The sequence below is a fragment of the Streptomyces sp. NPDC004111 genome (genome assembly GCF_042874215.1).
Lineage (GTDB): Bacteria > Actinomycetota > Actinomycetes > Streptomycetales > Streptomycetaceae > Streptomyces.
This window is the reverse complement of the sequence record NZ_JBIAMU010000035.1, coordinates 1-13,968: the sequence shown is the minus strand read 5'-3', so window position 1 is coordinate 13,968 and position 13,968 is coordinate 1. Positions and strand designations below refer to the sequence as shown.

At 73.1% G+C, this 13,968-nt stretch carries 9 protein-coding genes; 4 read left to right on the top strand and 5 right to left on the bottom strand.

Annotated features, from left to right (window positions below):
• Positions 1–73 precede the first annotated feature (73 nt).
• Entirely contained in the window at positions 74–1,042 is a 969-nt protein-coding gene (locus ACFYVL_RS42085) for a methyltransferase domain-containing protein (RefSeq protein WP_389254974.1), read from the bottom strand.
• Between the two features lie 97 nt (positions 1,043–1,139).
• Between ACFYVL_RS42085 and ACFYVL_RS42080 the strand changes: the two genes are divergently transcribed.
• The 4 genes from ACFYVL_RS42080 to ACFYVL_RS42065 all read left to right on the top strand — a co-directional run bounded on the left by ACFYVL_RS42080 (position 1,140) and on the right by ACFYVL_RS42065 (position 8,984).
• A complete protein-coding gene (locus ACFYVL_RS42080; RefSeq protein ID WP_389254972.1) occupies positions 1,140–1,544 on the top strand; it encodes a globin in 405 nt (134 codons plus the stop codon).
• A 308-nt stretch (positions 1,545–1,852) separates the two neighbouring features.
• Positions 1,853–5,170 carry an FtsX-like permease family protein gene (locus ACFYVL_RS42075; RefSeq protein ID WP_389254970.1) on the top strand — a complete coding sequence of 1,106 codons (3,318 nt, stop codon included), beginning with the start codon at positions 1,853–1,855 and terminating at the stop codon, positions 5,168–5,170.
• A complete protein-coding gene (locus ACFYVL_RS42070; RefSeq protein ID WP_389254968.1) occupies positions 5,170–7,992 on the top strand; it encodes an FtsX-like permease family protein in 2,823 nt (940 codons plus the stop codon). Before ACFYVL_RS42075 ends, ACFYVL_RS42070 begins: the two co-directional genes overlap by 1 nt.
• Positions 7,989–8,984: an ABC transporter ATP-binding protein gene (locus tag ACFYVL_RS42065; protein ID WP_389254966.1), complete on the top strand. Its 996-nt coding sequence runs from the start codon at positions 7,989–7,991 to the stop codon at positions 8,982–8,984. Before ACFYVL_RS42070 ends, ACFYVL_RS42065 begins: the two co-directional genes overlap by 4 nt.
• 165 nt (positions 8,985–9,149) lie before the next feature.
• On the opposite strand, the gene ACFYVL_RS42060 is transcribed toward ACFYVL_RS42065, so the two are convergent.
• The 4 genes from ACFYVL_RS42060 to ACFYVL_RS42045 all read right to left on the bottom strand — a co-directional run bounded on the left by ACFYVL_RS42060 (position 9,150) and on the right by ACFYVL_RS42045 (position 13,660).
• The gene (locus ACFYVL_RS42060; RefSeq protein ID WP_389254964.1) at positions 9,150–9,830 is read right to left on the bottom strand and encodes a hypothetical protein; all 681 of its coding nucleotides are present in this window, start codon (positions 9,828–9,830) and stop codon (positions 9,150–9,152) included.
• A 13-nt stretch (positions 9,831–9,843) separates the two neighbouring features.
• The gene (locus tag ACFYVL_RS42055; RefSeq protein ID WP_389254962.1) at positions 9,844–10,350 is read right to left on the bottom strand and encodes an acyl-CoA thioesterase; all 507 of its coding nucleotides are present in this window, start codon (positions 10,348–10,350) and stop codon (positions 9,844–9,846) included.
• A gap of 6 nt (positions 10,351–10,356) precedes the next feature.
• The gene (gene ettA, locus ACFYVL_RS42050) at positions 10,357–12,021 is read right to left on the bottom strand and encodes an energy-dependent translational throttle protein EttA (RefSeq protein ID WP_389254960.1); all 1,665 of its coding nucleotides are present in this window, start codon (positions 12,019–12,021) and stop codon (positions 10,357–10,359) included.
• A 298-nt stretch (positions 12,022–12,319) separates the two neighbouring features.
• A complete protein-coding gene (locus ACFYVL_RS42045; RefSeq protein WP_389254958.1) occupies positions 12,320–13,660 on the bottom strand; it encodes a restriction endonuclease in 1,341 nt (446 codons plus the stop codon).
• Between the last annotated feature and the right edge of the window lie 308 nt (positions 13,661–13,968).

The window sequence follows — 13,968 nt, the reverse complement described above, 5'->3', positions numbered from 1 at the left end:
CGGGCAGGACCACCCGGTCCCGCCCGCCTCCGCCGTTTCCGGAAGCGCCGTGCCGGGCCCGTGGCCGGGCGGTTCACTCCGCCATGGGCCAGGCGTAGGGGCCCGCCGGGTCGTCCAGCCAGGCCCACTGGCCTGCGCCGCCCACCGTCACCCCGAACCGCTCCCGGCGCGGCCTGCCCTCCAGGTGCCACAGGGCGAGGGCCTCGTGCGGGTCGAGGCTGCTCGCGCTCAGCGTCAGCAGGAAGCGGAACAGGTCGTTCTCCAGCGCGGTCCTGGGCAGCCCGCCGGTGTAGCGGGGAGTGGCCGCCGCCCGGCCGCCCCGCAGCGGCACGAAGTAGGCGGGCGTGGGCAGGAAGCGCCCCTCCGCGTACCCCGCGTCGCGCACCCTGAGCGCGATCAGACCGGTGGACAGCGGTGCCAGGATCCGGGCGCCGGGCCTGCACTGCCGCAGCCACTCCCGGGGCACCGAGGGCACCGTGCAGGTGGCGACGATCCGGTCGAAGGGGCCGCGCCCCGGGCAGCCCCGCGCCCCGTCGCCGACCACAGCGGCGGGCCGGTAGCCGGCCTCCTCCAGGTGCGCCCGCGCCGACTCCACGATCTCCGGGTCCAGGTCGACCGTCGTGACGTTGCGCCCGCCGAGCCGGTGGCTGAGCAGGGCCGCGTTGTAGCCGGTGCCCGCGCCGATCTCCAGGACCCGCTGCCCGTCCCGCACCTCCAGTTCGTCCAGCATCCTGGCCATCAGCGAGGGCTGGCTGCTGGAGGAGAGCAGCGTGCCGTCCTGGACCCGGGTGGCGAGCGCGGTGTCCGCGTACACCCCCCGCAGCCAGCGCCGCCGCCGCTCGGGGTCCGGGTCCTGGGCCCAGAAGCACTCGTAGCCCGCGGGCCCGTGCTGGAACCAGTGCGGTACGAACAGGTGGCGCGGCACCTGTTCGAAGGCCGCCCGCCAGGCCGGGTCCTTGAGAGCTCCGGACGCCGCGACGGTGCGGACCAGTGCGGCCCGCTCACCGGCGTACAGGTCGACGTGCTCCGCGTGTGCGCCCATAGCCCCACTGTGGCGCGCCCACCGGCCCCTTGGCGAGTACGCGTGGAGGAGTCCTAGGCCCTGGGTCCTGGTCCGCCCCGTCTGAGACGATGGAACGGTGAACGAGATTCCGCGGGGAGCGCTTCAGGAGCAGACCTTCTACGAGCAGGTGGGCGGGGAGGCGACCTTCCGGCGCCTGGTGCACCGCTTCTACCAGGGCGTCGCGGAGGACCCGCTGCTGCGGCCGATGTACCCCGAGGAGGACCTCGGTCCGGCCGAGGAGCGCTTCACGCTGTTCCTGATGCAGTACTGGGGCGGACCGCGCACCTACAGCGACGAGCGCGGCCACCCCCGGCTGCGGATGCGGCACGCCCCGTTCCGGGTGGACCGGGCGGCGCACGACGCGTGGCTGAGGCACATGCGGGTGGCGGTCGACGAACTGGGCCTGGACGCGGAGCACGAGCGGCAGTTGTGGAACTACATGACGTATGCCGCCGCCTCGATGGTGAACACCGAGGGCTGAACGCCCGGCCGCGCACCCCTCGGCGCTCCCCTGGTCCGCACGGGGGACGACCGGCGGCCGGGGCCGGAAAGATCTGCTCCGGAGGCAACCCGCGGCGCCGAACTGCCCTCTTGCCGTACGGGGTTGTGCCGTCCCGTCCCGGCAGAACCGGAATCCGGTGATCCAATCCCGGAATTCGGTCACGATCGGATCAAGCCGCGCCCGCAAGCGGTTTCTTTGCGCCCGTACCTCTGAAAGCATCCGAAAGGGCTTTCGGGGTCAATCGGACGCGGAAGGCCCGGGGGCCGGGATCAGGGGGCGGGGACCGCGTGACGGGGTTTGTCTTTCTGCGCGTACGGGCGCACCGGCTGCTGCTGGCCGCGGCCCTCCTCGCGGTCCTGCTCACCACGTCCGTACTGGCGGCGCTGGCCGCCTTCTCCGGTTCCGTCGGGGACGCGGGGCTGCGCCGCTCGCTGGGTTCGCGCGACGCGTCGGCCGCCGCCCTCACCCTCTCCCTCAGCAGTGTGCGCGAGGCGCAGCGGGCCGACGCGGACAAGGTCGTACGGGAGGGCGCGCGGCGCGCCTTCGACGGGCTGCCCACCCGTGTCGTCACCGTCGACCAGTCCGGCCCGTACTCGCTGCCGCGCTCCCTCCAGCCCCCCTCGGCCCGCAAGGGCGAGCCCGACCTGACCCGGTTCGCCGACCTCGACCCGGCCCGGGTGCGGCTGACGGCGGGCGCTCTGCCCAAGCCGGGCGCGAAGGCCCCCGGACCCGGCGACGTCATCGAGGTCGCGCTCCCCGCCAACGCGGCCAAGCGGCTGGGCATCACCCCCGGCCCCACCGTCCTCAAGCTCACCGACCGCCTCTCCGGGCCCGAGCGCAAGGTCCGGGTGACCGGCCTGTACGAGCCCCGGCGGCCGGCCGACCCGTACTGGAAGCTGGAGGAATTGGGCGGGCGCGGCATCCGCACCGCCACCTTCACCAGCTACGGGCCGCTGCTCGTCGACCGCGCGCTGCTGCGGTCCGGGGCGCTCTCGGCGGGCAATGTCTCCTGGCTGGTCACCGCCGACTTCTCGACGGTGACCGCGGCCGGCATCGGCCGGCTGCGCGAGGCCGCGGTGGGCGGCGCCGCGTACCTGAACGGGACGGCCCCCCTCGCGGGCTCGGTGTCGGTCGCCCACGGGCTGCCCCAGGTGCTGGACCAGGCGGAGCGGGCGCTGCTGGTGTCCCGCTCCACCCTCATGATCGTCTCGCTCCAGCTGGTGCTGCTCGCCGCGTACGCGCTGCTGCTGGTCGCCCGGCTGCTGTCCGCCGAGCGGGAGGGCGAGAGCGCGCTGCTGCGGGCCCGCGGCGGCTCGCGGCAACGGGTGATCGCGCTGGCCGCCGTCGAGGCGGGTCTGCTGGCGCTGCCCGCCGCACTGGCCGCGCCGCTGCTCGCGGGGCCGCTGGCCGGGCTGCTGGCGGAGCGGGGTTCGCTCGGGCGGATCGGTCTCTCGCTGGACACCGGGGGGCCGCTGGGGTCGCCGGGGCTCTGGCTGGTCGGGGTGGGCGTCGGGCTCGGCTGCGCGGCGGCCGTGGTCGCCCCGGCGATCACCGCGGGGCGGACCTCGAAGGGGCGTTCCGTACCCCGGCCGCTGAAGGCGGGGGCCGACCTGGCGCTGCTGCTGGTCGCGGGCGTGGCGTACTGGCAGCTGGACCGGCAGACCTCCGGCAGCGGGCCGCTGTCCGGCGGCCGGGGCGGCACGCTGGGCGTGGATCCGCTGCTCGTCGCGGCCCCGGCGCTCGCGCTGCTGGCGGGCACCGTGCTGACGCTGCGGCTGCTGCCGCCGCTCGCCAGGCTCGCGGAGAAACGTGCCGCCAGGGGGCGCGGGCTGCCCGCCGCCCTCGCGGGCTGGCAGCTGAGCCGCCGCCCGATGCGCGGGGCGGGGCCCGTGCTGCTGCTGGTGCTCGCGGTGGCGATGGGCATGCTGGCGATCGGCCAGGGCGCCTCCTGGGACCGTTCGCAGGAGGACCAGGCGGACTTCCGCAGCGGCACCGGGATCCGTGTCCTGGGCGGCTCGGACTCCGACACCGACGCCTCCTTCGCCGCGGTCCCCGGAGTGACGGCCGCCGCCCCCGCGGTGCGCCGCCAGATGACCCTCTCCGACGACCGGTCGGCGACGGTCCTGGCACTGGACACCGCCGCCGCGGCCGACGGACTGCTGCTGCGCGACGACCTCTCCGAGGGCGGCGCCGCCGGCGTCCCCCGGCGGACCGCCGTCCTGCGGGCGCCCGAGGGCGACCGCAACGGCATCCCCCTCCCCCGCGGCGCCGCCACCCTGGACATCTCGCTGGGCCGGGCCGACGGCGCCCGGTCCGCGGTCGGGGCGGCGCTGGTGGTCACCGTGGAGGACAAGTACGGCACGACCCACCGGCTGCCCGTCGGCTCCCTGTCCGCCGACGGCCGCCCGGCCGCGCTCCGCCTGGACCCCGCGGCGGCCCGGGGCGCCGCGCCGCCGCTGCGTCTGACCGCCCTGGAGGCGACGTTCGACCAGCCGCGCGGCAGGAGCGAGGACCACGTCCTGACGCTCCGTTCGGTCCGGGGCGCCGACGGCCGTCCCGTCCCCGCGCCCGAGCGCCTCGTCTGGTCCGGCCACGCGGTCGACGTGCTGCGGGAGAGCATCGGCGAGAGCGACGCCCGGACCCCCCTGCGTCCCGGCGCGGCCCCGGAGGCGCTGATGAGGGTCGCGTACCGGACCGGGGCGAACACCACGCCACCCGAGGAGGAGTGGCTGGGCGTGGCGCACACCTCCGTGCGGATCGCCGCGGGCGGCGCGAAGCGGACTCCGCTGACCGCCCTGGCCACCGACTCGTTCCTGGCCGCCGCCTCGGCGAAGGTCGGCTCGAAGATCGACTTCGATGTGAACGGCACCACCCTCTCCCTGCGCATCGCCGGCTCCCTCCGGCAGCTCCCCACCACCGGCCCCTCCGTGAAGTCCCCCGCCGACCCCGCCGCGGGCGCGGACGGCGGCGCCCTGCTGGTGGATCTGCGCGCGGTCAACCGGGAACTGGCCCGGCAGTCCCTGGTGACCCTGCCGCCCGACGAGTGGTGGCTGGCCACCGCCCCCGGGAGGGCCGCCGAGACGGCCTCGGCGCTGCGCGACCGCCCGGACCTCGACCCCGCGCAGGTGCTCGTCCGGGACGAGACGCTGCGCGAGCTGTACGACGACCCGCTCGGCGCGGGCCCGCAGGCGGCGCTGCTCGCGGTCGCCGTCGTCGCCGTGCTGCTGGCCTCGGTCGGTTTCGCGGTCGGCGCCGCGGGCTCGCTGCGCGAGCGCACCGCGGAGTTCGCGGTGCTCAGGGCGCTGGGCGCGCCGCCGCGGCAGCTGACCCGGCTGATCGCGGCCGAGCAGTCGCTGCTGATCTCTCTCGCGCTGCTCGTGGGGCTCGCCCTGGGCGCCGTGCTGACCAGGGCGGTCGTACCGCTGATCGTGCTGACCGGGCAGGCCACCCAGCCGCTGCCGGGTGTCCTCGTGCAGCTGCCCGCCGGGCAGATCGCCGTGCTGCTGGCCTCGGTCGTCGCCGTACCCCTGCTGGTCGTCCTGGCGCTCGCCCTGCGCCGGGGCGATCCGGCCACCACCCTGCGCGTCCACGGAGGCGGCAACTGATGAGCACCCGCGCTGTCGCCCCCTGGGTCCGCACCCGGCTGCGGACCGCCCCCGGTGCCGCCGGAGCGCTGTTCGCGCTGGTCCTGGTCACCTCGTTCCTGGCCGCCGCGTTCCCGCGCGCCCTGGAGCGGTACGAGGACCAGGGCCTGCGGCACCAGGTCTCCGCGTCCTCCACCTCCCAGCGCATCGTGCAGGTCGGCGCACAGCCCGACCCGGAGGGCGACGTGGTCCGGGAGGTGTCGCCGAGGAGGATGCGGGCCGCCATGGACGCGGTCCTGGGGGCGCCCGCGAAGCCGCTCGTGCCGAAGCCGGGCGACTTCGCGTACGGGGTCCGGGTGCCGAGGCCGCTGGCCGCGACGGACCGGTGGCTGACCTGGCTGGAGAAGGCCACACCGCCCCGGTTCGCGCTGACCGCCCGCTCGGACCTGGCCGCGCACTCCCGGTTCGTGGCGGGCCGGGCGCCCGCGGACGGCGCGGCCAGGCCCGTCCGGGGCGCGGGCCCGGCGGAGACCGTGGCCGTGGAGGCGGCGGTGTCCGCCGTCACCGCACGCACCCTGGGCATCAAGGTCGGTTCGGTGCTGCACCTGGGGGCGGAGAACGTCGGCCGCACCGCGGGCAACTCCGCCGAGGTAGAGGTCGTGGGCATCTTCGAGCCGCACGGCACCGGGGACGGCTACTGGTCCGTCGACCCCGTCCTGCACACGCCCGTCAGGCTGGCCATGGACCGGGAGGAACTGGAGCCGTACTGGTCCTCCACCCTGCTGCTCGCGCCCGGCGAGGCCGCCGCGCTCTTCACCGTCACCCCGGCGCCCGAGATGTACTGGGAGTTCTCCCCGCGCACCGACCACCTGCGGGCCTCGGACGCCGAACCGCTGGCCGCCGCCGTCGCCTCGCTGGAGGGCGGGCCCGCGCTCAGCGCGCTGCGCTCCGGAGTGTCGCCGGGGGCGGCGGTCGTCACCGACCTGGAGAAGGTGGTCGGCGCCCATCTGGCCGCCCGCTCCGCGATCGTCCCGGTCGTCGCGGTGGCCGCGTTCGGCGTGGGTACGGTCGCGGCCGTCGTCCTGCTGATGGCCGGCGGCCTCACCGGGGCCCGCAGACACGCCGAACTGGCTCTCGTACGGGCCAGGGGCGGGTCGGTACGGGGCCTGGCGGGGCGGCTGTGCGCGGAACTCGCGGTGGTGGCGGTGCCCGCCGCGGCACTCGGCGCTCTCGCCGCGTTCCTGCTGCTGCCGGACGCCGCGGCGACGGCCCCGGTGCTGGCGGCGGGCGCCGTGGCGCTCCTCGCGTGCGCGGGGCTGCCGGTGCGCGCCGCGTTCGCCCATCTGCGGCCCCGGGTGCACGGGGAGCGGGCCGACCTCGTCCGGGCGAAGCCCTCCCGGCGCCGCACGGTCCTCGAACTCACCCTGCTCGCCCTGACGGTGGCCGCCGTCACAGCGCTGCGCGGGCGCGGCACGGAAGGACCGGTGGACCAGCTGGTCAGCGCGGCGCCGGTACTGGTCGGGATCATCGCCTCGCTCGTCCTGATACGGCTCTACCCGCTGCCGCTGCGGCTGGCGGCGCGCCCGATGGCGCTGCGCCGGGGCGCGATCGGCTTCCTGTCGGCGGCGCGGGCGGGCCGCTCCCCCGCGACGGCGACGCTGCCGCTGCTCGCGCTGCTGCTGGCCCTGACGACGGCCGCGTTCGGCGGGTCGGTACTGGCAGGGGTGGCCGATACGCGGGACCGTGCGGCGACGGCCGAGGTGGGCGGCGACGCCCGGCTGGACCAGATGCAGAAGAGCAAGTACGGCTTCGAAGCCCGGACCGTGGAGGCGGTGCGGAAGCTTCCCGGGGTGCGGGAGGTCAGCGCGGTCGGCATCGACTACCTGCTGTCGCTGCCGGACGGCAAGCGCGACGTCGCCCTGGTCACGGTCGACCCCCAGGCGTACGCGCGGCTGTCGCGCGCGACGGGCACGGGCGGGTTCGAGGCGGGGGCGCTGGCGCGGCAGGGGGCGGGCTCCGGGTCCGGCTCCTCCTCCGGGTCCGGGTCCGGGTCCGGCTCCGGCGGCAAGGGCGGGGTGTTCCCCGTGCTCGCCTCCCCCGAGGTCGCGCAGCGGCTGGGCGACGCACCCGGCATCGCGCTGCGCAGCACCCGCTACGGCGCCTTCACCACCCGGGTCGCGGGGGTCCTCGCGAGCACCCCCGCCCTGCGCGAGGGCGACTTCCTGGTGGTCAGCGCGGCGGCGTTCCCCGCGCACAAACCCGCTTCGCTGCTGGTCACCGGCACGGACGACGGCAGGGGCCTGCAGCGTGCGGCGCTCCAGAAGGCGGCGGGCAGCACGGCCTCGGTGCATCTGCGGGCCGAGGCGCGCGCCGAGTTCGTGAGCCCGCCGTTCCAGCGGGGCGCCGAGCGGATCTACACGGCGGCGGTCGCGGCCGGGGCCGGTTTCGCCGTCCTCGCGGTCCTGCTCTCCCTGCTCCAGGCGGCACCGGAGCGCGTCGCCCTGCTGGCGCGGCTGCGCACGATGGGCATCACCCGGGGGCAGGGCAGGAAGCTGCTGGTTCTCGAATCGCTGCCGCAGGCGCTGATGGCCGCCTTCGGCGGGGTGCTGGCGGGCTGGGCCACGGTCCGGCTGCTCGCCCCCGACATCGACCTGGGCACCCTCGCGCTGGCCGCGAACGCTCCCACCGCCCGTGCCGCGGCGCTCGGGCTGGTGACCGACTGGTGGTCGCTGCTGGTGCCGGCCCTGGCGGTGGTGTGCCTCGCGGCCGGTGTGGCGGCGATCCAGGCGTGGTGGTCCACCCGCGTGACGACGACCGAACTCAGAGCAGGAGACGCTCGATGACCCACACGGGAACTTCCGGTACGGAGACGGCCGGTGCGGCCGGTGCGGGCGGGGGCACCTCCCTCGCGGAACTGGAGCGGCGCGCGGCGTCGCGGCGCGACCGGCCCGAGTTCGGGCACGACGCGCTGATCTCCTGCGACCGGCTGGTGCGGGTCTTCACCACGGACGGGGTGGAGGTGCAGGCCCTCCAGGGGCTGGATCTGCTGGTCCAGGAGGGCGACCTGATGGCTCTGGTGGGGGCGTCGGGCAGCGGCAAGTCCACGCTGATGAACATCCTCGCCGGGCTGGACGAGCCGACCGCGGGGGCGGCGAAGGTGGCGGGCTGCGATCTGCTGACCATGGGCGCCAAGGAGCGGCTGCACTACCGGCGCAACGTGGTGGGCTTCGTCTGGCAGCAGACCGCCCGCAACCTCATGCCGTATCTGACGTCCGCTCAGAACATCGCGCTGCCGATGCAGTTGAAGGGGCGCGGCAGGAAGGAGGCGCGCACCAAACGGGTGGAGGAGCTGCTCGCGATGATGGAGGTCGCCGACTGCCGCGACCGGCGTCCGGCCCAGATGTCGGGCGGCCAGCAGCAGCGGGTGGCCATCGCGGTCGCCCTCGCCAACGCGCCGTCCGTACTGCTCGCCGACGAGCCCACCGGCGAGCTGGACTCCGCCACCGCCGACGACATCTTCGCCGCCTTCCGCCGCGCCAACGAGGAGCTGGGCACCACCATCGTCATCGTCACCCACGACCAGACGGTCGCCTCCGAGGTCCGCCGCACGGTCGCCATCCGCGACGGCCGTACGTCGACGGAGGTGCTGCGGCGCACGGAGGTCGACGCGGAGACCGGACAGGAGTCGGTGGTCGCACGCGAGTACGCGATGCTGGACCGCGCGGGCCGCCTCCAGCTCCCCGCCGACTACACGGAATCCCTGAACATGCGCCACCGGGTGATGCTGGAACTGGAACAGGACCACATAGGAATCTGGCCCGACGACCAATCCTGAAGCCCCCGCCCCCTTGGGCGGCGGGGCCGCCCGCCTCCGCTTTCTTGGGCGGCGGGGCCGCCCCGCCCGAGCCCCCTTGGGCGGCGGGGCCGCCCCCCGGGGGCGGAACGGGCGGGCAAGGGGGCGGCCCCCGGCGGAGCCGCACGAACCCGCCCCGGCCGCGCCCTACTTCGGCGCCACCGCCAGGGCCCCGAGCCCCCCACCGACCCCCCGCACGGAAACCGACCCGTACGGCGTCCGCAGCCTCATCCATCCCCCCGCCACCAGCACCCCCACCGGCACCCCCACCCGCAGGAACCCCAGCGACTGCGCCGCATGCACGGCCCGCAGCGGCAGTTCCGTACCCGCGAGGGTCCGCGACCAGATGTCCCGGCCGATCCGGTCCCGGGCCGCCCTGGTCCGCTCCTGCGGAGCCAACTCCTCGTCGCGCGCCCGGAATTCGGCGACCGCGGCCGCCACCACCCCGCGCATCGCCGCCGCGTCCGGCACCCCGTCGACCGGCTGCCAGCCGCCCCGGGGCGGCAGCACGCCCGCCCACGGCGGCCCGGTCACGGCGTCCGGGACCCGCAGCCGGCCCGCCGACTCGTCGATCCCTTCGAGGAGTTCACCGGCGGAGACCGTCACGTCCCGTTCGGCGGGGTGCGCGAGACGGGCGGTCCGCACCGCGAGCACCTCGAAGGACGGCGGCCGGCCGAAGACGGCCAGCGCCCCGCCCCGCGCCTGGAGCCGGACGGCCGCGGCCCGGTCGTAGTGGACCAGCCGGCCGAGGAAGGCGGCAAGGTCCGCCGCCTCCCCGGGACCGTCCAGCTCCAGCATCCGAGCCTGTTCCTGCGCCCGCACCGTCATGCCCGCCCCGTCGTCATGCCGCGACAGCCCCGGACGTACCGGCAGCCGTCGTACCGGAAGCGGCGGCACCGGAAGCGGCCGCGGGGGCCCTGCCGGTCCTGCCGCCGTCCGCCGAGTCGTCGAAGTACTCCTGGAGGAAGGACTTCTCCTCGGCGGTGATCCGCCGCGGCCGTCCCTCCGCCAGGTTGAACGGGACGACGACCGTCGAGGCCCGCACGTACACCTGCTCGGGGTCCTTGATCTCGTACGCGATCGTCAGGGACGCCGCGCCTATCTTCGTCACCCACGACTCGATCCTGACCGGCTCGTGCCGGTGGACGAGGGGCCGCACGTAGTCGATCTCGTGCCGGGCCACGACGGACCCGCCCGTGAACGACGCGCTGCCCTCCCCCGGCGCCAGCCGGAACATGAAGTCGATCCGCGCCTCTTCCAGGTACCGCAGGAAGACGACGTTGTTGACGTGCCCGAAGGCGTCCATGTCCGACCAGCGCAGGGGGCAGGAGTAGATGTGCCGAGCCACCAGCTATCAGCCTCGCGTGAGCTTCTTGTACGTGGCGCGGTGCGGACGTGCCGCGTCGGCGCCCAGACGCTCGATCTTGTTCTTCTCGTACGACTCGAAGTTGCCCTCGAACCAGTACCACTTGGACTCGCCCTCGTACGCGAGGATGTGCGTCGCCACCCGGTCCAGGAACCAGCGGTCGTGGGAGATGACCACGGCCGCACCCGGGAACTCCAGGAGCGCGTTCTCCAGCGAGGAGAGGGTCTCGACGTCGAGGTCGTTGGTCGGCTCGTCGAGGAGGAGCAGGTTGCCGCCCTCCTTGAGGGTCAGCGCCAGGTTGAGGCGGTTGCGCTCACCACCGGAGAGGACCCCGGCCGGCTTCTGCTGGTCCGGACCCTTGAAGCCGAAGGCGCTGACGTACGCGCGCGAGGGCATCTCGACCTGGCCGACGTTGATGTAGTCCAGCTCGTCGGAGACGACGGCCCACAGCGTCTTCTTGGGGTCGATGTTGGCGCGGGACTGGTCCACGTACGAGATCTTGACCGTGTCGCCGACCTTGATGGAGCCGCTGTCCGGCGTCTCCAGGCCCTGGATCATCTTGAACAGCGTGGTCTTGCCCGCGCCGTTCGGACCGATGACGCCGACGATGCCGTTGCGCGGCAGCGTGAAGGACAGGTCGTCGATGAGGACCTTGTCGCCGAAGGCCTTGGAGAGGTTCTCGACCTCGACGACGATCGAGCCCAGACGCGGGCCCGGCGGGATCTGGATCTCCTCGAAGTCCAGCTTCCGCATCTTGTCGGCCTCGGCCGCCATCTCCTCGTACCGGGCGAGACGGGCCTTGGACTTGGTCTGACGCCCCTTGGCGTTGGACCGCACCCACTCCAGCTCTTCCTTGAGGCGCTTGGCGCGCTTCTCGTCCTTCTTGCCCTCGACCTTGAGGCGGGTGGCCTTCTTGTCGAGGTACGTGGAGTAGTTGCCCTCGTAGGGGATCGCGCGCCCGCGGTCGAGCTCCAGGATCCACTCGGCGACGTTGTTCAGGAAGTAACGGTCGTGGGTGACGGCGACGACGGCACCCGGGTACTTCGCGAGGTGCTGCTCCAGCCAGTTCACCGACTCGGCGTCCAGGTGGTTGGTGGGCTCGTCGAGGAGGAGCAGGTCCGGGGCCTCGATGAGCAGCTTGCAGAGCGCCACACGGCGCTTCTCGCCACCGGAGAGGTTGGTGACCGGCCAGTCGCCGGGCGGGCAGCCCAGCGCGTCCATGGCCTGCTCCAGCTGGGCGTCGAGGTCCCAGGCGTTGGAGTGGTCAAGGTCCTCCTGGAGCTTGCCCATCTCCTCCATCAGCTCGTCGCTGTAGTCGGTCGCCATCAGCTCGGCGACCTCGTTGAAGCGCTTGAGCTTGCCCATTTGCTCGGCGGCGCCGTCCTGCACGTTCTCCAGGACGGTCTTCGACTCGTCGAGCTTCGGCTCCTGCATGAGGATGCCGACGCTGTAGCCGGGCGACAGGAACGCGTCACCGTTGGACGGCTGCTCAAGCCCGGCCATGATCTTCAGAACGGTGGACTTACCGGCACCGTTGGGGCCCACCACACCGATCTTCGCGCCGGGCAGGAAGTTCAGGAAGACATCGTCGAGAATCACCTTGTCGCCGTGCGCTTTACGCGCCTTGCGCATGGTGTAGATGAACTCAGCCAAGGGAAACCGTCCGGCAGATCGTGAGGTGGGCAGATACACCCCATCTTGCCTGACGGCCGCCCGCCCGGGGAAACGCGTATGGCCCAGAGCCCGTGACCTGGACGTTCCAACATCCCCACCGTCACCAACCCGTCACTGACCGTCGATATCCGTCATCGTCGGCCGCCCTCGCACGGCCCACAGACGGCCCGGGACGACCAAGGACGTCCGAGGTGGCTGCCCCATAGCGCCCGACCACGCTTCAGCGGTGTCTCCACCCAGGGCGGGACAGCGGATCATCCGCGGGCCGGTGAGTCAACTACTCCAATAGGATCTCTTCCGGTCGCCGGTTCGTGACCGCGGTTTCCCGGCCGGTCAGTATGTGATCGACGCAGGCTTCGAGGTCTCCCCCATGGTCGTCCCGAGCCATGCGACGCAGTTCTTTGACCAGGTCAAGGCCGTTGATCAGCACGATGGGGTACTGGTCTTCGACCATCTCGGTCTGTGCGGGCACCGAGTACGCCCCGGTCGTGACGTACACGCCGATCCAGCCACGTCGAAGCCGGGCTACGACACGAGCGATCTGCTCGGCAGTGACGAGGTTGTCGAGCTTGACGCACTTGGCCTGCCCGAGGACCACCAGACTGGTCCCAGCCAGTCCGCTGCCGATGTCGAGCCGACCGACGAAATCGGCTCCCCCGTCCCCGGACCGTCGGGTCAGCCACCCCTCGACGTAACTGTTCCCCGCGCCACGCAGTACCCGCGCAGCGACCGCGGACGCGACCGCCTCGAAATCGTGCTTGCGTCCATCGAAGTACTTGTAGACCAGCTCCAGGTCCTTGGCCTCGCTGCTGCCCGGCTTGGGTCGCTGGTCAGGGACCTTGGTCACCTTGGCGCGAGCAACGCGCCGGCGCAGCCTCGGAAGAGCAGAGTTTCCGTGCTTTACCCACTCGCGCCACGCCCGCGGGGCGCGTTCGAGCGTCACCGCATTGGTGTTGGCCTTGTCCCGCCGGGAGTCGATCCAGTCCCAGGTGACCTTGTCGTCCTCGTGGGTGAGATCGATCAGTGCGATGTCGTAGACGTAGTTCGTGAACGTCGTGTGCTCGCTGCCGCCCCACTGCACAAGCCGCTCAGCCCGCTCGATGATGCCCAATCCACAGAACTCGACGTGACCCTTGACCTTGCCGTTACGCGAAACCGCCCGGAACAACAGCAACGGCGTGGCTTCGGCTCGTTCTTCGGGCGTATGCCCCTGGTGCCCGGTGAAGGCATCGAGCAGGGCCGCGTTGCCGTTGGTCTTACCCGGCTCGACGACGGTGGTTGCTTTGTGATCCCCGAAGTAGCGCACGTGCCCGTTGTCCATGTCGAACACGTCGTGCCATGGCGTCTGTTCGGTGCCGGCCTTCCACGGACTCGACCTGATGAGGATTACCGGCCGCCGCAACCCCTCGGGAGCACGGACCTTCGCCATGCCGTTGATCCCAGCCTCCAACAAGGCTCGCGCAAGCCCGGGCGAGTGCGTCGCGTGATGAAAGTTCGGATGCCCTTCCAGCATCGCCGGCACCGGGTCCTTGCCTGTCGCATAGCGAAAGACCTGACCAACACGCAACTGCCCACCCACGCCTACCCCTCCCCAGACCAGCACCGCACTGACGATCATCGGTGAGAGTAGCGGCTGGTACTGACAACAGCGCTGGCACCTCGAAGCAATGAGCTTGGGAATCACCTCTGATCTAGCACGAGGGGCCGTGTGAACTGCGGAAACCGTGGTCGAAGTGGGTCTGCCACGACCGCGCTGGCACCGAGACTGCCCGCGGGTGACCCCTCTATCGGGCACGCATCTGGCACGCGTCTCGTGAAAACGCTCGCTGTCAGAGGGCGTTTACGCAGTTCAGGCCCGGTAAGAGCCTTTCGTTCCTGCCGTATTTGGGGCGCATGGACGGGTACGCGGCTATCGCGCCTCCAGAG

What these genes read in the sequence shown, in the direction of transcription:
- ACFYVL_RS42085 (WP_389254974.1), bottom strand. Translation starts at nt 1,042, where the DNA reads ATGGGCGCACACGCGGAGCACGTCGACCTGTACGCCGGTGAGCGGGCC.
- ACFYVL_RS42045 (WP_389254958.1), bottom strand. Translation starts at nt 13,660, where the DNA reads ATGATCGTCAGTGCGGTGCTGGTCTGGGGAGGGGTAGGCGTGGGTGGG.
- ACFYVL_RS42065 (WP_389254966.1), top strand. Translation starts at nt 7,989, where the DNA reads ATGACCCACACGGGAACTTCCGGTACGGAGACGGCCGGTGCGGCCGGT.
- ACFYVL_RS42060 (WP_389254964.1), bottom strand. Translation starts at nt 9,830, where the DNA reads ATGACGGTGCGGGCGCAGGAACAGGCTCGGATGCTGGAGCTGGACGGT.
- ACFYVL_RS42070 (WP_389254968.1), top strand. Translation starts at nt 5,170, where the DNA reads ATGAGCACCCGCGCTGTCGCCCCCTGGGTCCGCACCCGGCTGCGGACC.